This window comes from Lutibacter sp. HS1-25, from assembly GCF_004121075.1.
In the GTDB taxonomy this organism is placed as follows: domain Bacteria; phylum Bacteroidota; class Bacteroidia; order Flavobacteriales; family Flavobacteriaceae; genus Lutibacter.
The window spans coordinates 85020-108240 of sequence record NZ_RHLN01000005.1; the positions used below are offsets into that span (position 1 = coordinate 85020).

22 protein-coding genes are annotated in these 23221 nt (G+C 30.7%); 7 read left to right on the plus strand and 15 right to left on the minus strand.

Features of this window, described 5'->3' with window-relative positions; translation table 11 throughout:
• Positions 1-8: 8 nt before the first annotated feature.
• Genes EC396_RS03660 through EC396_RS03695 form a run of 8 tightly spaced genes read right to left on the minus strand, consistent with a single transcriptional unit; the run spans position 9 to position 4039 of the window.
• On the minus strand, positions 9-515 hold the full coding sequence (locus tag EC396_RS03660) for a CIA30 family protein (protein ID WP_240665626.1): 507 nt from the start codon (positions 513-515) through the stop codon (positions 9-11).
• 25 nt (positions 516-540) lie between these two features.
• Positions 541-1023 (minus strand): SRPBCC family protein, encoded by a 483-nt coding sequence (locus tag EC396_RS03665; RefSeq protein WP_129365353.1) that lies wholly within the window; start codon positions 1021-1023, stop codon positions 541-543.
• 4 nt (positions 1024-1027) lie between these two features.
• Positions 1028-1489 carry a TspO/MBR family protein gene (locus EC396_RS03670; protein ID WP_129365354.1) on the minus strand — a complete coding sequence of 154 codons (462 nt, stop codon included), beginning with the start codon at positions 1487-1489 and terminating at the stop codon, positions 1028-1030.
• A 4-nt stretch (positions 1490-1493) separates the two neighbouring features.
• Positions 1494-2045: a glutathione peroxidase gene (locus tag EC396_RS03675; protein WP_164975199.1), complete on the minus strand. Its 552-nt coding sequence runs from the start codon at positions 2043-2045 to the stop codon at positions 1494-1496.
• Between the two features lie 5 nt (positions 2046-2050).
• On the minus strand, positions 2051-2734 hold the full coding sequence (locus tag EC396_RS03680; RefSeq protein WP_129365355.1) for an SDR family NAD(P)-dependent oxidoreductase: 684 nt from the start codon (positions 2732-2734) through the stop codon (positions 2051-2053).
• A gap of 2 nt (positions 2735-2736) precedes the next feature.
• Positions 2737-2958, minus strand: a complete 222-nt coding sequence (locus EC396_RS03685) for a hypothetical protein (protein WP_129365356.1) — start codon at positions 2956-2958, stop codon at positions 2737-2739.
• Positions 2959-2961: 3 nt separating this feature from the next.
• Entirely contained in the window at positions 2962-3663 is a 702-nt protein-coding gene (folE, locus tag EC396_RS03690; RefSeq protein WP_129365357.1) for a GTP cyclohydrolase I FolE, read from the minus strand.
• Positions 3626-4039, minus strand: a complete 414-nt coding sequence (locus tag EC396_RS03695; RefSeq protein WP_129365358.1) for a 6-carboxytetrahydropterin synthase — start codon at positions 4037-4039, stop codon at positions 3626-3628. Before EC396_RS03695 ends, folE begins: the two co-directional genes overlap by 38 nt.
• Positions 4040-4206: 167 nt before the next feature.
• Here EC396_RS03695 and EC396_RS03700 point away from each other — a divergent pair, with 167 nt between their 5' ends.
• The 4 genes from EC396_RS03700 to EC396_RS03715 are packed head-to-tail and all read left to right on the plus strand — an operon-like array spanning position 4207 to position 8220.
• The gene (locus EC396_RS03700) at positions 4207-4863 is read left to right on the plus strand and encodes a TetR/AcrR family transcriptional regulator (protein WP_129365359.1); all 657 of its coding nucleotides are present in this window, start codon (positions 4207-4209) and stop codon (positions 4861-4863) included.
• An 8-nt stretch (positions 4864-4871) separates the two neighbouring features.
• Positions 4872-6185, plus strand: coding sequence for an AarF/ABC1/UbiB kinase family protein (locus EC396_RS03705; protein WP_129365360.1), 1314 nt, complete (start codon positions 4872-4874; stop codon positions 6183-6185).
• Positions 6182-6799: a flavin reductase family protein gene (locus EC396_RS03710; RefSeq protein ID WP_129365361.1), complete on the plus strand. Its 618-nt coding sequence runs from the start codon at positions 6182-6184 to the stop codon at positions 6797-6799. The genes EC396_RS03705 and EC396_RS03710 overlap by 4 nt, the downstream gene beginning before the upstream one ends.
• Before the next feature lie 5 nt (positions 6800-6804).
• A complete protein-coding gene (locus EC396_RS03715; RefSeq protein WP_129365362.1) occupies positions 6805-8220 on the plus strand; it encodes an SDR family oxidoreductase in 1416 nt (471 codons plus the stop codon).
• Positions 8221-8222: 2 nt separating this feature from the next.
• Here the strand turns inward: EC396_RS03715 and EC396_RS03720 are convergent, their stop codons facing one another.
• The 7 genes from EC396_RS03720 to EC396_RS03750 all read right to left on the minus strand — a co-directional run bounded on the left by EC396_RS03720 (position 8223) and on the right by EC396_RS03750 (position 14882).
• Positions 8223-9509 (minus strand): deoxyribodipyrimidine photo-lyase, encoded by a 1287-nt coding sequence (locus EC396_RS03720; RefSeq protein ID WP_129365363.1) that lies wholly within the window; start codon positions 9507-9509, stop codon positions 8223-8225.
• A 448-nt stretch (positions 9510-9957) separates the two neighbouring features.
• Positions 9958-10650 carry a lycopene cyclase domain-containing protein gene (locus EC396_RS03725; protein ID WP_129365364.1) on the minus strand — a complete coding sequence of 231 codons (693 nt, stop codon included), beginning with the start codon at positions 10648-10650 and terminating at the stop codon, positions 9958-9960.
• Entirely contained in the window at positions 10647-11087 is a 441-nt protein-coding gene (locus tag EC396_RS03730) for a sterol desaturase family protein (protein ID WP_129365365.1), read from the minus strand. The genes EC396_RS03725 and EC396_RS03730 overlap by 4 nt, the downstream gene beginning before the upstream one ends.
• Positions 11084-11584, minus strand: coding sequence for a hypothetical protein (locus EC396_RS03735; protein ID WP_129365366.1), 501 nt, complete (start codon positions 11582-11584; stop codon positions 11084-11086). Before EC396_RS03735 ends, EC396_RS03730 begins: the two co-directional genes overlap by 4 nt.
• On the minus strand, positions 11584-12423 hold the full coding sequence (locus EC396_RS03740) for a phytoene/squalene synthase family protein (RefSeq protein ID WP_129365367.1): 840 nt from the start codon (positions 12421-12423) through the stop codon (positions 11584-11586). The genes EC396_RS03735 and EC396_RS03740 overlap by 1 nt, the downstream gene beginning before the upstream one ends.
• Positions 12424-12456: 33 nt before the next feature.
• Positions 12457-13920 carry an NAD(P)/FAD-dependent oxidoreductase gene (locus EC396_RS03745; RefSeq protein WP_129365368.1) on the minus strand — a complete coding sequence of 488 codons (1464 nt, stop codon included), beginning with the start codon at positions 13918-13920 and terminating at the stop codon, positions 12457-12459.
• Between the two features lie 62 nt (positions 13921-13982).
• Positions 13983-14882, minus strand: coding sequence for a MerR family transcriptional regulator (locus EC396_RS03750; RefSeq protein ID WP_129365369.1), 900 nt, complete (start codon positions 14880-14882; stop codon positions 13983-13985).
• A 246-nt stretch (positions 14883-15128) separates the two neighbouring features.
• On the opposite strand from EC396_RS03750, the gene EC396_RS03755 reads away from it, so the two are divergent.
• The 3 genes from EC396_RS03755 to EC396_RS03765 all read left to right on the plus strand — a co-directional run bounded on the left by EC396_RS03755 (position 15129) and on the right by EC396_RS03765 (position 22143).
• The gene (locus EC396_RS03755; RefSeq protein WP_129365370.1) at positions 15129-18023 is read left to right on the plus strand and encodes an OmpA family protein; all 2895 of its coding nucleotides are present in this window, start codon (positions 15129-15131) and stop codon (positions 18021-18023) included.
• Positions 18024-18238: 215 nt separating this feature from the next.
• Positions 18239-21127: an FAD-binding and (Fe-S)-binding domain-containing protein gene (locus tag EC396_RS03760; protein WP_129365373.1), complete on the plus strand. Its 2889-nt coding sequence runs from the start codon at positions 18239-18241 to the stop codon at positions 21125-21127.
• Positions 21128-21129: 2 nt separating this feature from the next.
• Positions 21130-22143, plus strand: a complete 1014-nt coding sequence (locus tag EC396_RS03765; RefSeq protein ID WP_129365371.1) for an aldo/keto reductase — start codon at positions 21130-21132, stop codon at positions 22141-22143.
• Positions 22144-23221: the final 1078 nt, after the last annotated feature.

A 23221-nucleotide genomic window follows, 5' to 3' on the forward strand; every position in this document is an offset into this window, starting at 1 on the left:
AGATTGCATTATTCTAAAGTAATAATGTCTACAATTAGTTTAAACGATTCGTTTTTTTTATTGCCAATCAAAAAACCAATTTCTTCCAATTTATTTGAAGAGAAATTAGGAATGTTTAATTTCTGACCTCTAAATACAGGCTGTAACTCTGAGAGAAAAATTTCTATTGTTTGCCATTCCCCAGTGGTTTTGAATGTTTTTTTGTATGATTCTTGTGAGTTTTTATTAGATTTTGTTCTAAACTGATATTCTTTTCCGTCTCCCTTCAATCTTAAAATTATCTTTTTATAGCCTTCAATATTTTTTTCATCAAATCTGTAACGTAAAAATGAAAATCCACCATTGTTTTCTAAAGAAACATTTCCTGCAAAAACACCATATCCTTCTTCATTTAAATAAAATTCACTTGTAGAGCGACCTCCCATCACCACATCATTAACCAACCTCCAATCAGAAATATTACTTGACTTGTTGAAATCAAAAATGAGCATATTATTACTTATTATCATTGTCATTATTATAAATTTTGTAAGCATTTATTTATGTTAGTTTACCAAACAACTCAACCAATTTTTGAGTTCTATAGTTAAATATTTCTGTTAATTTTGGTTTTACAAGTATAGGGTGCACCAATCTGCCAATAAAACCAAACGGAACTTTATAATCTATAATATCTTCCATTTCAACACCTCCTTCAATAGGTTTTATAAAATGTTTATGATGCCATAAAGCATAAGGCCCAAACCGTTGTTCGTCAACAAAATACTGTTTGTCAACTACTTGTGTAATTTCGGTAACCCAATTGGTTTTAATTCCAAAAACAGGTGTTACTATATATTGAATAATTTGCCCAGCAAACATTGGTTTGTCAGCTCCAGAAATAATATCAAAACTCATATAATTAGGCGTTATGGTTTTTAAATTTTTTGGATTAGATAAAAATTCCCAAGCCTGATCTACAGAAATTGGTAATTTTTGTTTTGAAGACAAACGATAAACAATTCCTTTTGATGAAAATTCCATTATTTTAATTTTTTATATATGAATAAGCGTTCAAACTAATTGCAACTAGCAGCCACAAAAAATAAGGAACTATTAAAAGTGATTTTAAACCCATTTCAGAAAGAAAGCTGAACAAATAATAACCAACCAAAACGGTAAGTAAAATAATTATTATGAGTGCAAAACCCATTTGATGCTGATTAAAAAACACAAAATTCCACGAGACATTTAAAACAAATTGAACTATAAATAACAGCCAAAAAACATTGCTTTGTTTTAAGTTTACCAAATAAGATAAGTATATTGAAAAACAAACCATGATGGTTGTCCAAGCAACTCCAAAAACCCATCCTGGTGGTGTCCAAGGCGCTTTGTTTAGTGCTATATACCAATTTGAAGTAGGACCGTTGTTCATAAGCCAGCTACCAATACCCAGCGCTGAAAAGTTTAACAATAAAAATAATAAGATCCACACAAAATGCTTCATTAGATTAGAGTTGTTTTGTTATTTTTTCACTCATTGGGTTAACCAAAGAACCAAAATTAGCTATGTAATTTCCGTTTTCATCCAATAAATACTTTTCAAAATTCCAGGAAACCGAACTATTTTCAACGCCATTTAATTCTTTGTCTGTAAGCCATTTATAAATAGGATGCTGATTTTGACCTTTAACATCAACCTTTTCTGTCATTAAAAATGTAACCCCATAATTAACCTGACAAAAAGATTGAATTTCAACCAGCGTGCCTGGTTCTTGACCACCAAATTGGTTACAAGGCACACCTATAATAACCAACTTATCTTTGTACTGCTCGTGTAGTTTTTGTAAATCGGCATACTGTTTTGTAAACCCACATTCTGATGCAGTATTTACAATCAATATTTTTTTGCCTTTAAAAGCAGCTAAATCTATTTTTTTACCAGTAATACTTTTAATAGGAATAGTGTAAATTGAAGTTTTCATAGAATTTGAATTATCTGTTGTTAATGTTGTTGAAAAAAACAAGCTAAACACAATAGTTGTTATTGCGATTGATTTCATATAAATTATATTTTAAAAGTTACAATACCACAATCTAAAGTTATGATTTGTCCAGACATTGATCCCGATTGTTGTGAAATTAAAAAATCAGCCATCGCAGCAACTTCCTGTGGTATTAAATATTTTTTTAAAGGGTGACGTTCTGTTATTGTTTCTTTCATAGCATCATTTCTTAATAATTTTTCAGCCAAACTTGTGTCTGTAATTGTTGGTGCAATGGCATTGATCCTAATCTTAGGAGCCAATTCAGCACCCAATGATTTTACAAGTCCTTCAACAGCAGATTTTGAAGATGCAATACTGGTATGAAACGGCATTCCTAATTTAGTTGCAACCGTACTAAAAAGCAATATACTTGCATTGTTAGCGTCTTTTAATTTTGGCAAATATTTCTGAATTGCTTTAACGGCTCCTAAAAAATTAATCTCAAAATCATACTGAAAATCTGCTATTTTAAATCTTGAAAACGGCTTTAAATTGATGCTTCCCGGACAGTAAATTAAGCTGTCAACTTCATCTAAATCAGGCAATTCATCACTTAAAATATCACAGTTATAATGTACTAAATTTTTGTGAATAATTGAAGGTTTTGACCGACTTATATTTACAACTTTGTGTGAATCAAGTTGATTGATTAAAATAGCCTCACCTATACCCTTACTTCCGCCAATAATAACAATTGTCTTCATTTTTACACCCTTACTGTTATAAGCAGTCTTTTCTCGGCCTTCTTTTTAATAATCGTCAATCGCTTCATCAAATCCATTAAACTCGGATTTTTTGTTTTTTTATAAATTTCATTAATTCCCAATATAAGCGCCTTTACTTCTTTTGAAGCAATAATGCGTTCGTTGGTTGTTTTTAATGAAATTTTACGTTGCTCAAATTCCAATGCTTTTTCTACTAAATCCATTTTTTATAAATTTAAATAATTATGTAATTCAACAATTTTTTCAGGCTTGTTAAATGCGCCTCCATAATAACTGGTTACGGTTGCAGACGAATCATCTTTTATACCTCTTGAAGCTACACACAAATGCTTTGCATCAATAATCACTGCAATATCTTCCGTTTCTAAAACTTCAGCCAATTCTCTTGCAATTTGGTTGGTTAAACGCTCTTGCACTTGTGGTCTGTTTGCAAAATACTGTACAATTCTATTTATTTTTGAAAGTCCAATTACTTTACCCGATGAGATATAAGCAACATGTACTTTTCCAAAAATTGGCACAAAATGATGCTCGCAATTTGAATAAAACTGAATGTTTTTTTCAACCAGCATTTGATTGTATTGATATTTATTGTCAAACAAGGCTATTTTTGGCTTGTTAGCCGGATTTAATCCTGAAAAAATTTCATCAATATACATTTTTGCAACCCTTTCCGGAGTTCCTTTTAAAGAATCATCGGTTAAATCCAGTCCCATTACCTGCATTATTTGAGCAAATAAATCGGATATTTTTTCTTTTTTTTCATCATCACTTAACAAAAATGCATCCTGGTTTAAAGGTGTTTCAATTCCTGTATATAAATGATCATCTCCTATTTCATCAAACGAAAAACCGTTTAATTTATTTCCGTTAATAGGGAAATTCAACAAAGTTTCTAGGTGTTTCATAAAGCTTAATTTTTAGTTCGTATTTTTCCTCTAATAGAGGTCTTAAAATCATATAAATTACCATAGCAATATTTTCTACTGTTGGATTTAATACTTTAAATTCTTCAACATCAAGATTTAAATTTTTATGGTCAAATTTCTCAAGAATATTTACTTTAATAATGTCTGATAATATTTTTGTATCAATAACATAACCTGTATCTTCTTGAATTTCTCCAATAATTTTCACTTCAAGTTCATAATTATGACCGTGGAAATTAGGATTGTTGCATTTACCAAATACTTCCGTATTTTTTTCGTCAGACCACCTATTGTTGTGCAATCTGTGAGCAGCATTAAAATGTTCTTTTCTGGTAACAGCTGATTTGTGATTCATTATTTTTGTTTAATTATTTCTACACAATATTAAACATTATTATCGTTAATAAAAAACTTTAGCTATCTATTTTATTTATATCTTAATAAGTATTAACTATGAAGAGTAATTTGGATTATAGTTTTATTTTGTTTAATTTACATAATATTTAATTAAACAAAATTATCATGGCTAAAAATAAAAAAATAACAGAAGTTGAAATAATAGCAAGTTATATGAACTATGTGTTGGAAAACGAAGCTTCACCTAAATCTGTTTACGCATTTGCAAAAGCTTCCAATTTTGAAGAATCAATCTTTTACAATTATTTTGGTTCGTTTGAATCTCTTGAAAAAGCAATATTTAAAGCTTTTTTTAACAATGCACTACAAGCATTAGAAAACAGTGAAGAATACCCAACATTTGATGCTCGTAATAAATTACTAAGCTTTTATTTTACTTTTTTCGAAAATCTTTCAGCTAACAGAAGTTATGTTTTAATGGCGTTAAACAACAATAAAAACCATTTAAGCAAACTTAAAACGCTTTCTGAATTAAAAAAGAGTTTTACACATTATATAGATGGACTTGAAATTGAAACCATTGATTTTAAGCAAAAAAACATTACACAGTTTCAACAAAAAAGCATTCAGGAAAGTGCTTGGGTACAACTTTTAATCACAATGCAGTTTTGGTTAAACGACAGTTCCATCGCTTTTGAAAAAACAGATATTTTTATCGAAAAGTCGGTTAATACCAGTTTTGATATTATAGCAACAACACCTTTAAAAAGTATGATTGACCTTGGTAAATTTTTGTACAAGGAAAAAATGAACTTTAATTAAAAACAATTATGAAAACTATAGATACAATTCCGGTTTCAAAAATACAACGAGCTTCTAAACTTGTACAAACAGGTGCAAAAGTTGGTGTAAACTATTTGAAATATTATGGAGACAAAATGATAAATCCGGAAATTGAAGCCAAAGAACGCTTAAATAAAAACAATGCTGAAGATATTTATGATGGTTTAAAAAAAATGAAAGGAAGTGCTTTAAAAGTTGCTCAAATGTTGAGTATGGAAAAGAGCATTTTACCGCAAGCTTATGTCGAAAAATTTTCACTGTCACAGTTTTCTGTGCCACCACTCTCTGCTCCTTTGGTTGTAAAAACTTTTAAAAATTACTTTGGAAAATCGCCAAATGAACTGTTCGACACTTTTAATTCAAATTCTGTAAATGCGGCAAGTATTGGTCAGGTACACAAAGCAACCAAAAACGGAAAAAATCTGGCCGTTAAAATTCAATATCCGGGCATTGCAAATAGTATTTCGAGCGATTTGGCTTTGGTAAAACCCATAGCAATAAGCATGTTCAATATTAAAGGTAAAGATTCAGATAAATACTTTAAAGAAGTTGAAGATAAGCTTATTGAAGAAACAAATTACTTTTTAGAAATGAAACAAAGTAAAGAGATTTCTGCTGCTTGTGCACACATTCCTAACTTGCTGTTTCCTAAATATTATGAAGCATTTTCTTCAGAAAAAATCCTTACAATGGATTGGATGCAAGGCGAACATTTGTCTGAATTTACAGCACACAATAAAGATCAGGAAAAATCAAATAAATTAGGACAAGCTTTGTGGGATTTTTATATGTATCAAATTCATCAGTTAAAAAAAGTACACGCAGATCCGCATCCTGGTAATTTTTTAATTTCTGAAAACAGCGAATTAATTGCCATTGATTTTGGCTGTATGAAAACCATTCCTGATGAATTTTACATTACTTATTTTGAATTGGCAAAAAAAGAAAACATCAACAACACCCAATTGTTTAAAGATACTTTGTTTGAGTTGGAAATATTAAGAACCGATGATTCTGAAGAAGAATTGGTATTTTTTACAGCAATGTTTTATGATATGCTAAGTTTGTTTACGCAACCATTTCATCAAGAAACTTTTGATTTTTCAAATCCTGTATTTTTTAAACAAATAGCAGACTTGGGTGAACGTTATTCTAAAAGTACTGAACTTAAAAATATGAACGGCAACAGAGGATCTAAGCATTTTATTTACATCAACAGAACTTTTTTTGGACTGTATAATTTAATGTTTGATTTAAAAGCAAAGGATATTAAGATTGATAATTTTAAAAATTTACAATGATTTATTTCGACACTGATAAAATTAACGATTTAAATCACCTGTATAAAATTAACCTTATTAACAGTTGTGCAGGTTATAAATCGGCTAATTTAATTGCAACAAAAGCCGCTGATAATCAAGCAAATGTAGCTATCTTTAGTTCAGTTACGCACATAGGTTCTGCTCCACCACTATTAGGCTTTTTTTTAAGACCAACCACGGTTTTAAGAAATACCTATGAAAACATTTTGGAGACTGGCTATTTTACAATCAATCACATTCATCAAAAAATATTAAAAGATGCGCATCACACTTCTGCAAAATATGATAAAAATATTTCAGAATTTGATGTAACCGATTTAGAAACAGACTATAAAGATAATTTTTACGCACCTTTTGTTAAAAATTGTCCCGTACAATTAGCTATGAAATATGTTGAAGAATATGATATCAAGGTCAACAATACCAAACTTGTTATTGGAGAAATACAAGGACTTTATATCAAAGAAAATGCATTGGAAAAAGATGGTTTTATCAATTTATCCAATGCTGCAATAGCAACAATTAACGGTTTAGATGGCTATGCCATACCAAACTTAAAACAACGCTTTGAATATCAAAGACCTAAAATTTAAACCCTATGAAAATTCTTGTTACAGGTGCAACCGGTTATATTGGCAAACGTTTAATTCCGTTACTTTTAAATGAAGGTCATACTGTTATTTGCTCTGTTAGAGATGCTTCAAGAGCGTATCCGTTTAAAAATGAAGATGAGCATCTTATAATTGCAGAATCCGATTTTTTAAAGCCCGAAACTTTACAAAATATTCCTAAAGATTTTGATGTTGCTTATTACTTAATTCATTCTATGTCAAATTCTTCAACAGAATTTCATGCGTTAGAAGAAAAATGTGCACAAAACTTTAAAGATTTTGCAGAAACAACAACAGTTAAACAAGTTATTTATTTAAGCGGAATTACCAACGATACCAAACTTTCTAAACACCTGCTATCAAGAAAAAACGTAGAAAACATACTAGATTCAAAAAAATATGCCTTAACAACTTTTAAAGCGGGTATTATTGTTGGATCAGGAAGTTCTTCATTTGAAATTATCAGAGATTTGGTTGAAAAACTGCCTGTTATGGTTGCTCCTAAATGGTTGATGACAAAAACCCAACCCATTGCTATTAGAGATGTACTCTCCTTTTTGCTAAAGGCTAACGGTAACGAAAAGTTATACCACAAATCTTTTGATATTTTTGGTCCAGAAGTACTGACTTACAAAGAAATGTTGCTGCAATTTGCTGAGATAAGAGGTTTAAAAAGGTATATTTTAACAGTGCCTATAATGACACCCAAATTGTCTTCTTATTGGTTGTATTTTATCACATCAACTTCTTACAAACTAGCGTCTTCATTGGTAAATAGTATGGGTATAGAAATTATAGGAAAACCCAGTAATATCAATCAATTGCTAAATGTACACCCAATTTCTTATAAAAAAGCTGTTAAAAATGCCTTTATAAAAATTGAACAAAACAGTATTGTTTCCAGTTGGAAAGATTCGTTTGTTAGCGGACTTCTTCAACACAAAGCGCACGAATATATCAATGTGCCAAAATATGGTTGCTATAACGATATCAAACATCGTAAAGTTGAAAATTCACAAAAAACAATTGATAAAATATGGGCTATTGGTGGCGAAAATGGCTGGTATTATGCCAATACACTTTGGAAATTTAGGGGTTTTATGGATAAGGTTTTTGGTGGAATTGGACTTAGACGCGGCAGAACAAACCAAACCGAACTTCAAGTTGGTGACTCACTCGATTTTTGGCGTGTAATTTATGCGGATAAAAACAAAAAAAGATTGTTGTTATACGCTGAAATGAAATTACCTGGCGAAGCTTGGTTAGAATTTAAAATTGAAGACAATATATTGTACCAAACAGCTACTTTTAGACCAAAAGGAATTGCTGGCAGATTGTATTGGTATGCTGTTTTACCTTTTCATTGGTTTATTTTTAATGGTATGATTTCTAAATTGGTATAATATTATTGTTGCATCAAAGCTTCTTTTACAACAGCCAAATAACGATCTCTAGCAAATTTATGCGCTACCATCTCAGGAATGTTTTTGTAATTTGGATGCCATTTTTTGATGTATTCAAAATGAGGATCAAATTTTATTTGCTGTGCTTCCGGATTAAAAACCCTAAAATAAGGCGCTGAATCACAACCTGTTCCTGCAACCCATTGCCAGTTTCCATTGTTTGCAGACAGCTCATAATCCAATAGTTTTTCAGCAAAATAAGCTTCACCCCAACGCCAGTCTATAAGCAAATGTTTGTTTAAAAAACTGGCAACAATCATTCTAACACGATTGTGCATATACCCAGTTTTATTGAGCTGTCGCATACCAGCATCAACAATTGGATAACCGGTTTTACCTTCGCACCACAATTTAAATTCAGTTTCATTGTTTCGCCATTTGATAAAATCATATTTCGGCTTAAAATTGGCATTTACAACTTTTGGAAAATGCCATAAAATCTGCATAAAAAACTCACGCCAAATCAATTCACTGGTAAAAGTTGCATTGGTTTTAACAGCATGTGCAACTAACTTTCTGATACTTACCAAACCAAAACGCAAGTGAACCGACAAGTTAGATGTTGCTTTTGATGGCTTATCTCTGTTTAAATCGTACTTGTCTATGCACGTTGTATTGATTGGTAGAACCTGAATTTCATTGGCATTAAATCCGATTTCTTTTAATGAAGGAAATTCAACTATTTCTTTTAAAAAATTTTCAGTTAACTTTTCTGAAGGAAATTGCTGAATGTTTGAATTGTGGTAATTTAACAACCACTTGTTTTTATAAGGTGTAAAAACGGTGTACGGACTCCCATCTTGTTTTGTGATTTCATTTTTTTCAAAAATAACCTGGTCTTTGTATGTAAATACCTGTACTCCTTTTTCTTTGCAAAGATTTGTAATTTCAGTGTCTCTTTTAGTTGCATAAGGCTCATAATCATTGTTGAAGAAAACATTTTTTACATCAAAATCTTCTAATAATTGCTGCCAAACAGTTGCAGTATTCCCTTTTTTGATAAGCAAAGAAGCGCCTGATTTTTGTAATTCAACATTAATTTTTTCCAATGTTTGATGAATAAACTGAACTCTAGGATCATCATTTTTCAATTCATCTAAAATGGCAGCATCAAAAATAAAAACAGGAAGTACAGGAAAATCTGAATTTAAAGCATGAAACAAAGCACAATTGTCTTTCAACCTTAAATCTCTTCTAAACCAAAAAATACTCACTTCTTTTTTCATAATAAATTGTTTGATTCCTGTTTTACTCTTTAATTTTATTCAAAATTTTATTCTTCAATCAAAACAACTCAAAATTACAGTATGAATAAACACTAAAAATAGTTGTTAATTACTTACTAAATAGCACTTTATATCTTGCACCATACATCTAATTTCTTAAATCTAACTTCGTAAATCGTAAATCGTAAATCTAACATCGTAAATCTTAAATCAAATATCTTAAATCTAATATCGTATATCAAATATCTAACATCGTAAATCTTAAATCGTATATCAAATATCTAACATCGTAAATCTTAAATCTAAGATCATATATCTAACTTCGTAAATCTTAAATCAAATATCTTAAATCTAATATCGTATATCAAATATCTAACATCGTAAATCTTAAATCTAAGATCATATATCTAACTTCGTAAATCTTAAATCTAAAATCTAATATCACATATCCTTACCTCTTAATAAACTTCCCTTTAAATTTTTCAATTAAAATCAACGCCATATACAGCATACTAAAAGCATAAAAAGCATCTTCAACAGGCACAGTCCCAACCCTAATCCCCATATTTTCAGCATTGTTATACCAAACAACTTCTTGATGGATAAAACTACCTGTAAGCAAACCGTTTACTATAAAAAATGGTATCAGCACCAATAAAAAAGTAATATAAAATGTATTTAAAATTTTACTTTTAGAAAACAGGGCATACAACATGAGCAAGGAAAATAAGCTAAAATCTACTGTTGTATAAGCTTTTGGAAAATTTACAAGCAATACAATTACAGCCAATACAAGTAGTACAACGGTGATTGCTTTGGTAAATTTGTTTGATAATTTTGTATTTGGAAAAAAAAATTGAAAAGCATAATGTGTAAAAATACTTGCATACGGAATACAAATAAAAAAGAGGATTTCTTCTAAAGGCAAACCAAAAATAGCAATCCCTAAATGGTATTTCGGATTAAAACCCCAAATGCCATACTTGGTAAAAATAACATCCCAGATTAAAAAAGGAATTGCAACTAAAAAAATGGCTAAAAAAACCGATTTCCACCATTTGATAAATCGCATTCTTTTTTCGAAACTATACAAAAAAGGCACTGAAAAACTTGCAATATTTAGCGCCAAATACAAATAGGTCATACTTTGTAGTATTTGAATGGTACAAACAACATACCAAAACACTCACCGTGCTCTTTTCCTAAATGTTTATGATGCACTTTATGCGCCTTTCTTAAGCCTACCAAATATTTGTTTGATGTTTTATTAAACCACTTAAAACGCTTGTGAATTAAAACATCATGCACTAAAAAATAAGCCATTCCGTACAACATAATTCCCAAACCAATAAAAAACAAATAATTCAAACCACCCTGCACACCAAAGTAAAACAAGGCAATGCTAGGAATTGCAAAAATGATAAAAAACACATCGTTGCGTTCAAACCAGTTTTGGTATTTTGGCTGATGGTGATCTTCGTGAAAATACCACATAAACCCGTGCATTACATATTTATGTGTCAGCCAGGTTACGCATTCCATTATTAAAAATGTACCTAAAGTAATAAATACAAACATCATAAATTTTGTTTTAATTTGTTTAATTCGCTCTTTTCTGTTTCAGTTAAATTATCAACCAGCAACATATTGCTAACTATTTTTATTTTTAAAGAAGTTGCCAAATCATACTTTTTAAATCCAGCTATAATTGCTTTAAAATCTTCATCAATATTTTGATGATAGCCTAAAAAATCTGGAATTTGCTTTTGCATTAAATAACGAATATAGCGCATTTCTAAATTTTTAGGATTGTTTGCTATCACTTCATCTAATTGGTTTTTACCAAGTTTAAAGTACTTCAATTTGGTAAAAGGAAAACCAACAAAACGCGATTTCATAAAATTCATTGCAGCAATATAGCCTTTTGCTTCAGCAGTATTACTGTTACTTAAACCCGCAATAAAATCATCAGCTTGCGCTTCCGAAGTGATGTTTGGAAATTCTTTTCTAACAGCATCCAATGTTGGGTTTGATGTTAAAAATGCAATGGTTAAAAAAAATAAAGCAACAATTTTCATTATAATAAATTTAATTTATAAACCACAAAAGACCTAGCTAACAAGCTTAATTTAACTGGATTAGAAACTCTTATACGTGTATTCAAAATTTCTTTTGAAGGTGTTTTACTCAGCTTTTTTAACAATCTTTTGTAATAAACATAAGCAGTGTAAACGCCAAATTTTGCTTCAAGAGGCAATCTTTTAATGCCTGCAAAAGCTTCTTTAAAATCAGCTTCTATTTCAGCAATGATAGCTTCTTTTTCTGTAGGACTTAATTCTTTTAAATTAATTCCCGGAAAATAAGAACGATTTAACAATTCGTAATCATCTTTTAAATCCCTTAAAAAATTCACCTTTTGAAAAGCAGAACCCAATTTCATAGCGGAGTCTTTTAAACTTTCATATTTTTCTTCATCACCATTTACAAAAACTTTCAAACACATCAATCCAACCACATCAGCAGATCCATAGATATAGCTATTATATTCTTCAACGGTTTCATAAGATTCTTTCTTCAAATCTGCTCGCATACTTTTTAAAAACGATTGAATCAAATCATCTGTAATATGATTTTTTTTAACCGTAAGCTGAAAACTGTTTAAAATTGGATTTAAACTGATATTTTGCTCATAAGCTTTGTAATAACTTGCTTCAAATTCGTTTAACAAACTTTCTTTGTCATAGTCGTGAAAAGAATCAACAATTTCATCAGCAAACCTAACAAAAGCATAAATACTATAGATATCTTCTCTTATTTTTGGAGATAACATATTTACAGCCAACGAAAAAGAAGTGCTGTATTTTTTTGTCACATTTTTGCTACACGCAAACGAAACTTCATCAAATAGTTGTTTCATAGTTTTATTTTTTTTGTTAGTAGTTTAGTAGTATTATTTGTTGTATTTTAATATCAAATCCGATACAATTTTCCCTGAAATTATAGACGGAGGCACACCTGGTCCTGGTACTGTTAACTGACCAGTAAAAAATAAATTTTTAACTTTTTTACTTCTAATTTTAGGTCTTAAAACCGCTGTTTGCATCAATGTATTTGCCAAACCATAAGCGTTTCCCTTGTACGAATTATAGTCTTTTACAAAATCGTTGATACAATATGATTGCTTAAAAACAACCGAATCCATCAATTTTTGATTGGTAAGATTTTCCAATCTTTCCATAATTTTAATAAAATATGCTTCACGAATTTCAGCAGTATCTCCTATCCCTGGAGCAATTGGTATTAAAAAAGTTGCTGCTTCCTGGTTAACAGGAGCAAAACTTTGGTCTGTTATACTAGGAAAACTAGCATAAAACAACGGGTCTTTTGGCCATTTAGGCGTATCGTATATTTCAACAGCATGTTTATCAAAATCGCTATCGAAAAATAACGTGTGATGTGAAACATTTTTTATTTTTTTATTGAACCCAATATAAAATAATAAAGCGGACGGTGCAAAAGTTTTTTTACTCCAGTAATTTTCAGAGTACATTCTGTATTTTTCGTCTAATAATGTTTCTGAATGGTGATAATCGGCTCCACTTACCACAATATCAGCCAATAAAAATTCATCCCCAACTTCAACACCTTGAACTTTCCCATTTTCGACAATTATTTTTTTAACGGTTTGGTTGGTTTTTATATCAACACCCAAAGAAACTGCCAAATCTACAAAACCCTTAACAACCTCATACATCCCTCCTTTTGGATGCCAAGTTCCCAAACCAAAATCGGCATAATTCATAAAGTTGTAAAAACTAGGCGTATTTGAAGGTTTTGCACCTAAAAATAACACCGGAAATTCAAGTATTTGAATAAGTTTTTTACTTTTTATATTTTTCCTTATTTCAGAACTGATACTTTGAAAAAACTGATTTGCTTTTTGAATGGTTTCAAAAGTAATCAACTCAGTTATAGACTCTCCAGGCTTGTAAACCAAATCATTAATCGCAACTTCATAATTGTATTGAGCCGCTTTTAAAAACTTTTTTAAGTAAACCGAACTTCCTTTTTCTTCTTTTTCAAAAACAGCATAAATGTCATCAATATCATCAGAAATTGTTATAGATGATAGCTTGTCAAAATAAACCTGATAAGCAGGAGCTAGTTTTTCCAATGCGTAATAATCTGATGGTTTTTTATTGAAATCGTTGAAGAATTTTTCAAAAACATCGGGCATCCAATACCAAGTTGGACCTATGTCAAATTTAAAGTTTTCTTTTGAAATCAACCTTGCTCTTCCACCTACCTGATGATTTTTCTCTAAAATTGTTACCTCATATCCTGCTTGTGCCAAATAGCATGAAGCCGATAATGAAGAGAACCCAGAGCCAATAATAATTACTTTTTCTTTCATTTTTTTACATTGTTTAATAAATATAGTAATATTTTAAACAAAAACAAATTATTTAAAAAAAATTACAACAATTTTATCAAATCATCTATTTTAGAAAACACTTTAATATTTGAATTTAACTTAGATTTTGAAGCTTCAGATGATTTTAGTCCCAATAACCACAATTCACTATTTGAGCTATTTAGCACCTCATTTGATACAGCATCTATATATTCATCAACAGTTATTTTAGAAGGTTCAACAGTTAAAAAAGAAACAAAACAACAAGTTTCATGCACTTTAAGCACATCAGCCAAATTGCTAATTGGCACACTTTGACCTAAATAAATAGATTTATAACCGTGTAATAACAATTCGTAATGCAAATACAATAGTCCTAACTCATGTATTTCGTTTAAAGGCAGATACAAAGCAAATAGTCTACTATTACTTGAAGGTTCAGATAATTGTACCGACTCAATATTTGTATAAAATTTTTGCTTTATTAAATTGGTAATAAAGTGCTCGTGTGCTGGCGTAATAGAACTAATCTGCCATAACATACCAATTTCATTTAAAAAAGGTAAAAACACTTTTTTAACAATTTCTCTAAACGACAACTTGGTTAACAAGCCGTTATAAGTTTTTACAAATAAAGCTTCATCAAAATTAAGCATCGCCAATTTTAACATATTTGAGCTTTGGCTTTCTACACCATTTTTTGAAATCACCTCTCTTACATTTGCAAGTATTTGAGAATCTGACAAATCAGCAATTTTAGAAATTTTAATGCCGTGATTGTTTAACAATGATACATTTAAAAGCTTCTGCAAATTTAAAATATCGTAATAACGAATATTAGAATCTGTCCTATTTGGTTCTAAAAGATTGTATCTTTTTTCCCAAATACGGATGGTATGCGCTTTGATACCCGAAAAACTTTCTAAGTCTTTTATCGTGAATTCAGTTTTAATATTGTTCAATGTATATCTGTTTTTATTCAACAAATATAGTGTAATAATTTAAATATACAATAGGCTTCTTAAAATCATCAAAAAAAAATTAACTGTTTAATTTTTTAAATTTGCCATTTCATCTAAATCGTTTTTACCTTTACCGACACTAAAAAGCCATTGTAATCAAAAATTTTATGTGTTAATTATTATTTTTCATATTATTTACCTTTATTAGTAACCTTAATCGTTAATTCAAAGCAATATCACCTTATAATGAATAGTAAATATCTTGTATTTTTTATGCTTTTTACACTTTCTTTGTTTGCCCAAAAACAGGAAGTTAAAATATTCAATACTGCTGTAAACACGGTAGATGCTGAGTTTGGAATCACTTATTTAAATTCCAATACAGTGATTTACGTTTCTTCAAAAAAGGTTGAAAATGACAAAGTTTTTTCAAAAGACAGACGAGCACGTAACCATCAAATGTTTTTAGAATTTTACCAAGGTACCATTACTTCAAATGGCGATATTATTGAAAATGGTAAGATTTCAGCAAATAGTAAATCTGAAATTTTTGAATCAGATATTGCCTTTACACCCGATGGAAAAACAATTTATTTTACCTGGAATAATTTTTACAACAACGATATCTCAAGAAGGGATTCAGCCAGATTTCAGTCTTTAAAACTTGCAAAAGCTAGTATTAACGAACGTTTTGAGATTTCTAACATTTCATTTTTACCATTTAACAACAATAGTTATTCTTTAAGATATCCAGCAATTGGCAAAAATGGTAAACAATTATTTTTTGCTTCAGATATGCCCGGAGGTTTTGGCGGAAACGATATTTATGTAGTTGATATTTTGCCTAATAACACCTATAGTGAACCTAAAAATTTAGGAAGCAATATCAATACCAAAGAAGATGAAATTTTTCCTTTTATAGATCAAAACAACGCACTTTATTTTGCCTCATATGGTCATAATGGTTTGGGTAATTACGATATTTTTAAAAGTGATTTTGTTGAAGGAAAATACCAATCTGTTGAAAATTTACCTGCACCAATTAATAGTAAATACGACGATTTTAATTACATTATCAACAATTTAACAAATACTGGCTATTTTTCTTCAAACAGAAAAGAAGGTAAAGGCGATGTAGATATTTACGCTTTTAAAATAATAGACGAACAATGTATGCAAAACATTTCGGGCATAGTTTCTAATGAATCGGATAACAATCCTATTACAGAAGCCACCGTTAGCTTGTATGTTAAAAATGAACTTATTGAATCTCAAATTGTTAAAACCGATTCGAAATACAACTTTAAGGTACCTTGTAATGAAGCTTATAAATTAGTAGTTGAAAAAGAAGAATTCAAACCTATTGAAATCAATTTACTTGCAAATAATACATCAAATGAAATAAATATTCAAAATATTGCACTTACGCCTATTCATTGTTATCACAGTATTTCCGGATTTGTATTTAATGAAAAAAGCAACAAACAACTTGCTCAGGTAACCGTAAATTTATTTTTAAATGGTGTTTTGGAAACTTCGCAACTTACACAAGTGGGATCTAAATTTAGTTTTATAATTAAATGTGAAGATAATTATAAAATTGTTGCTGAAAAAGATGGTTTCTTGCCTTCTGAAATCGATGTAATTACCAATAACAAACCTTACTTTTTAGAGGATATCAATTTATTTTTAACTCCAAAAGATTGCAATCAAACCATTGCAGGACAACTATTTGACCAAAAAACAAAACAACAGCTTACAAATGTTCAAATTAGTTTGTTTGTAAATGATGTATTAACTGAAACGCTACTTTTAAAGGATAGCAATTATTTAATTGATATCGATTGCGAAACTACCTATAAAATATTAGCTGAAAAAGAGGGTTATTTACCTGCTGAAGCCAATATATTAACCAGCAACAAACCCGAATTTAAAAACAATACAGACCTTTATTTAGTTCCTGTTGAATGCAAACAAACCATTGTAGCACAGGTAATTGACCAAAAAACAAAACAACAACTAAGCAATGTGCAATTTAGTTTGTTTGTAAATGATGTATTGACTGATACGCAAATCACTTCAAATAACACGCATACTTTTAATGTAGATTGTGAAACTGCTTACAAAATAATGGCTCAAAAAGAAGGTTATTTACCTGCTGAAGTTGTTCTTTTAACCAACAACAACGCAAATTTTGAAAATGCTATCAATATTAATTTAAGCCCTGTTGAATGCAAACAAACCATTGTTGCTCTGGTTATTGACGATAAAACTAAGCAACAATTAAGCAATGTGCAATTCAGTTTATTTGTTAATGACGTATTGACCGAAACGCAAATTACTTCAAATAACACGCATACTTTTAATGTAAATTGTGAAACTTCTTACAAAATAATGGCTCAAAAAGAAGGTTATTTGCCTGCTGAAGTTGTTCTTTTAACCAACAACAACGCCAATTTTGAAAATGCTATCAATATCAATCTAAATCCTATTGAATGTAACCAAACCATTGCTGGTGCTGTTTTTAACAGCAAAAACAATGAAAAACTAAACAATGTAAAAATCAGTTTGTATGTAAATGACGTATTAACCGAAACGCAAATCACTTCAAATAATGCCTATACTTTTAATGTAGATTGTGAAACTGCTTACAAAATAATGGCTACAAAAGAAGGCTTTACAAATTCAACAATCGTTTTAAATACCAATAACAAAAACAACTTTAACAATGTTAAAAATATCAATTTAGAGCCAGTTGTTGAATTTATAGCTGTCAATAACGAGAAAATGATCAAGACAGATGTTATTTATTTTGATTTGGATAGTGACGAAATTAGTGAAGCTGCTGAAATAGAAATCAATAAAGTAATTGGTATTCTTAAAAAATATCCAACTATGAAAATTGAAATTGCTTCTCATACCGATAGTAGAGCACCTGATAATTACAATTTAATTTTATCAGAAAAAAGAGCGAGTTCTACTTCTAACTATATGATTGAACAAGGTATAGATGCTAACAGAATAAAAGCCAAAGGTTATGGTGAAACCAAATTAATCAACAAATGTGCTAACGGAGTACCTTGTACAAATGCAGAACACGAACTTAACAGAAGAACTGAATTTGTAATAATTCAAGAGTAATTATTAGCTTACTTCATTTTAAAAACAACCGTTTATTTTTTGAGCGGTTGTTTTTTTATCACAAACACAAATCAAAATTTAAAACACCTGCCTCCTATTCAACAGACACCTAAAATTGTTCACCAACGTTTTGTAAATGTGTGATTTTTGTCGGTCTTATTTTTTATATTTGGCTACTCAAACAAGTTAATTTAGTGAATATTCAAAAACTTACAATGCTTTCTGAAGCATTAAATGGCGAATTATTTTTTGATAAATTGCACACAAGTATCTATGCTACTGATGCCTCTGTATATCGAAAAATTCCGTTAGCAGTTGCCTTTCCTAAAAATTCGGCAGATATCAAACTATTGATTGCTTTTGCAAGCAGTAACCATATTTCTTTAATTCCCAGAACGGCTGGTACTTCACTGGCCGGGCAATGTGTTGGCGATGGTATTGTTGTTGATGTTTCTAAACATTTTACGCAAATTTTAAAGTTGAATGTCGAAAATAAAACAATTACCGTTCAACCTGGAATTGTTAGAGACGCACTTAATTTGTATTTAAAACCTCACGGATTGTTTTTTAGTCCAGATACTTCCACCAGCAATCGCTGTATGATTGGTGGTATGGTTGGCAACAATTCATCTGGCACAACTTCCATAAAATATGGTGTAACACGTGATAAAGTTTTGGCATTGAAAACCATTTTAAGTGATGGTTCTGAAGTTGTTTTTAACGACTTAACTAAAGATGAATTTCTTCAGAAAAAAAATGGAAATAGCCTGGAAAGCAACATTTACAACACTATTTATAATGAATTGAGTGATGCAGCAACACAACAGGAAATTAAAAATGAATTTCCAAAACCTACAATCCACAGGCGAAATACAGGTTATGCAATTGATGCTTTGTTAAATACTGCTGTTTTTAGCAATACTGAAACGCCTATAAACATTGCTAAATTGTTATGTGGAAGCGAAGGAACTTTGGCTTTTACAACCGAAATCACCCTACAATTAGACGATTTACCACCACAGCATAGTATGATGGTGGCAGCGCATTTTACAAGCATTCAAAAAAGTATGGAAGCCGTTGTTGTGGCGATGAAACACAATTTGTATATGTGCGAATTAATGGATAAAACCATTTTAGATTGTACAAAAAATAACCGTGAACAAGCTAAAAACAGGCTTTTTATTGAAGGCGATCCCAAAGCCATTTTAATGCTCGAAGTAAAATCTGACAATCCAGATGAAACCTGGTTGTTGGCTGAAAATTTGGTAGCTGATTTAAAACAGCATCAATTTGGGTATGCTTATCCAATTTTAGCCGGAGAAGACATCAATAAAGCTATCAATTTGCGAAAAGCAGGTTTGGGCTTATTGGGTAATATTATTGGCGATAAAAAAGCGGTTGCCTGTATTGAAGATACGGCTGTTGAAATGAGCGATTTGCCAAATTATATTGCCGAATTTACCGAAATGATGAAAAATTTCGGACAAGATGCTGTGTATTATGCACATGCTGGTGCAGGAGAAATACACCTCCGTCCTATTTTAAATCTTAAAAAATCTGATGATGTTGTATTGTTTAGAACCATTACCACCGCAGTAGCGCAATTGGTTAAAAAATACAAAGGGTCGCTAAGTGGTGAGCACGGAGATGGTATTGTGCGCGCTGAGTTTATTGAATTTATGATTGGCTCTAAAAATTACCAACTGCTAAAACGCATTAAAACTGCTTTTGATCCCAACAATATTTTTAACCAAGGTAAAATTGTAGATGCTTTTCCTATGGATCAAAATCTGCGCTATCAAAAAGATAGAATTGAACCTCATATTGAAACCATTCAGGATTTTTCAGATAGTGAAGGTATTTTAAAAGTTGCCGAAAAATGCAATGGTTCGGGCGATTGTAGAAAACCTGTTTCTGCAAGTGGTACAATGTGTCCAAGTTACCGAGCTACTAAAAACGAAAAAGATACCACACGTGCGCGTGCCAATGCTTTGCGCGAATTTTTAACCAATGCCGATAAAATCAATAAATTTGATTATGCCGAATTAAAAGATGTTTTCGACCTTTGTTTAAGTTGCAAAGCCTGTGCTAGTGAATGTCCTAGCAATGTAGATATTGCAGCCTTAAAAGCAGAGTTTTTATACCAATACCAAAAGGCAAACAAACCCTCATTAAGAACGCAGTTATTTGCCAAAAATGTAGCTTATAACAAATTGGGAAGTATCGTTCCTGCAATCACAAACATCTTATTAAACAACCATTTAACTAAAAAAGTTATCGGTATTGCAACAGAAAGAAGCATTCCTAAATTGCATCAGTTCACTTTAAAAAAATGGATTAAAAACAATTTAAACAAGCTTCAAAAAGGGACTTTTAAAAATGGTGAAGTTTATTTATTTTGTGACGAATTTACCAATTATTACGATGTTAATATAGGGATTGATGCTATTGAATTGCTAACAAAACTAGGCTATAAAGTGCGTATTGTTAAGCACGAAGAAAGTGGTAGAAGTGCCATTTCAAAAGGATTTTTAGACCTTGCAAAAACTGTTATTGATAAAAATATAGCCATATTTAAAGACCTTGTTACTAATGAAATACCTTTAATTGGTATTGAACCTTCGGCGATTTTAGGTTTTAGAGACGATTATTTACGTTTGGCTTCAGATAAAATTGCTGCTGAAAAAATTTCAAAAAACACTTTTACTTTTGAAGAATTCATCAAAAAAGAATTTGAAAATGGCCATATCAAAAGTGATGATTTCACAGTCAATTCGCAAGAAATAAAAATTCACGTACATTGTCATCAAAAATCATTAAGCACTTCTGAAGCAACTTTTAGCATGTTAAACATCCCTAAAAATTACAAGCCAACCATCTTAAATTCAGGTTGCTGCGGTATGGCAGGTTCTTTTGGTTACGAAAAAGAGCATTACCAAATTTCAATGCAAGTTGGTGAAGATACCTTATTTCCAAAAGTTAGAAATACTGCTAAAAATATTGTAATTTCAGCGTCAGGAACCAGTTGTAGACATCAAATAAAAGATGGTACAAAAAGAGAAAGCAAACATCCAATAACAATACTTAAAGAAGCACTTAATTAATTATGAGCAAAATATACCGCCCTCAAGACAAGCAAAATTATATTGCAAATGCCGATAGATATGAAAAAATGAAATACAGACGTACTGGTAAAAGTGGTTTGTTATTACCCGAATTGTCGTTGGGATTGTGGCATAACTTTGGTTTAAATGATGATTTTGAGAATGCACGAAATCTACTAAAATGTGCTTTTGACAATGGTATTACCCATTTTGATTTGGCCAATAATTACGGACCTCCTTATGGTTCTGCAGAAACTACTTTTGGAAAAATTCTAAAAAAGGATTTTAAAAAATATAGAAACGAATTGATCATTTCATCAAAAGCAGGTTACGATATGTGGCCTGGACCTTATGGTGATTTTGGTTCTAAAAAATACCTGGTTTCAAGCTTAGATGATAGTTTAAAACGTATGAATTTAGACTATGTTGATATTTTTTACCACCACCGACCAGATTACGAGACTCCTTTGGAAGAAACAATGGTCACACTAGATTTGATGGTAAGACAAGGAAAAGCTTTGTATGTAGGAATTTCAAATTACCAGCCAGAAAGAGCTGCTGAAGCCTTCAAAATATTGAAAGATTTAGGAACACCTTGCTTGATTCACCAACCACGTTACAGTATGATGGATCGTTGGGTTGAAGATGGCTTACTTGATTTAATTGAAAAAGAAGGAGTTGGCGCAATTGCTTTTTCGCCTTTGGCACAAGGTACTTTAACCGATAAATACCTGAATGGTTTCCCAGAAGATTCAAGAGCCGTAAAAGATGGTCGTTATTTAAAAACAGCACAAATCAACGAAAAACTTTCAAAAATTAAAAAACTAAACACCATTGCTTTAGAAAGAGGTCAAAGTTTGGCTCAAATGGCAATTGCGTGGATTTTAAAAGACCAACGCATTACCTCAGTATTGATTGGCGCTAGTAAAACCGCTCAAATTTTAGACAGTTTAAAAGCCATTGACAATACCGAATTTTCAAAAGAAGAATTAGAGAAAATTGAAAGTGTTCTTTAGATTAAAACTGGCTGTTAGCTAAATAATGAATAATTAATAATGAATAATTAATAATGAAAAGTTAATAATGAAAAATTAATAATTAATACTTAGTATTGACTTAAAACTTAAAACTTAGAACTGTTACTGAATACTTCAATTATTGCTATTTTGTTTAAAAAATACACCTCCCTGCCCTCCTCAAGGAGAGGGCTGAGCGTTAAAAAAATGTTCTGTGAACATTTTTAGCGATAGAGCCTGATGGCGCTAGGGCTAAGTGACGTGGCAATACGTCATTTTCAGCTTGACTGGAAATCTGTCGGTAGCTAGATGCAGAATACTTCCCTGTTGAAAAATTGACTCCCTTTAGGGTTGGGGAAAAGCAATTTTTCGCTAGTGTTTAGTTTTGTTAATAATTAAACTAATTTATAATTACACACCCCTAACCCCTCTCAAGAGGGGAATATTATAGTTGAATAATTGCTTTTGACTTTAGACTTTTAACTTTAGACTTTCAACTTAAAACTGTTACTGAATACTGCTACTGAAAACTGACTTTCAACTTTAGACTTAAAACTTAAAACTTAAAACTGTTACTGAATACTGCTACTGAAAACTAGCTTTCGACTTTCAACTTTAGACTTAAAACTTAAAACTGGTTATTGGCTTTTGTATTGATAAAACACCCGTCCTATGGAATTTTTCGTTATAAAATATCAAATTCTTTAGTGTTGGGCGGAGCAGCGTCCAAAGAAGGGCAGAGCGTTAAAAAAATGTTCAGTGAACATTTTTAGTGATAGAGCCAGCTGGCGCCGGGAGCCTGGGCGTGATGGTTAAAAGTATTTGATAATTTTATAGAAAAATAACATCAGACTAGATTTTTTTGGTTAGCTCACCCATTTGTTATTTTATTAAGTGTTCGTGAATCTCCTAAAGTCGATTTCTATTTTATCGATGAACTGCGAAGCACATCACGAACACATAAAAAACAATAAAAAAAAGTGAGTAAAAAAAGAATAATAGAGTTAATTAAATGTAATCTGTTAATTGTGTAGTTCAAAGATACTTTTTAGTATTTGTAGCAACAGATCCCCGCATA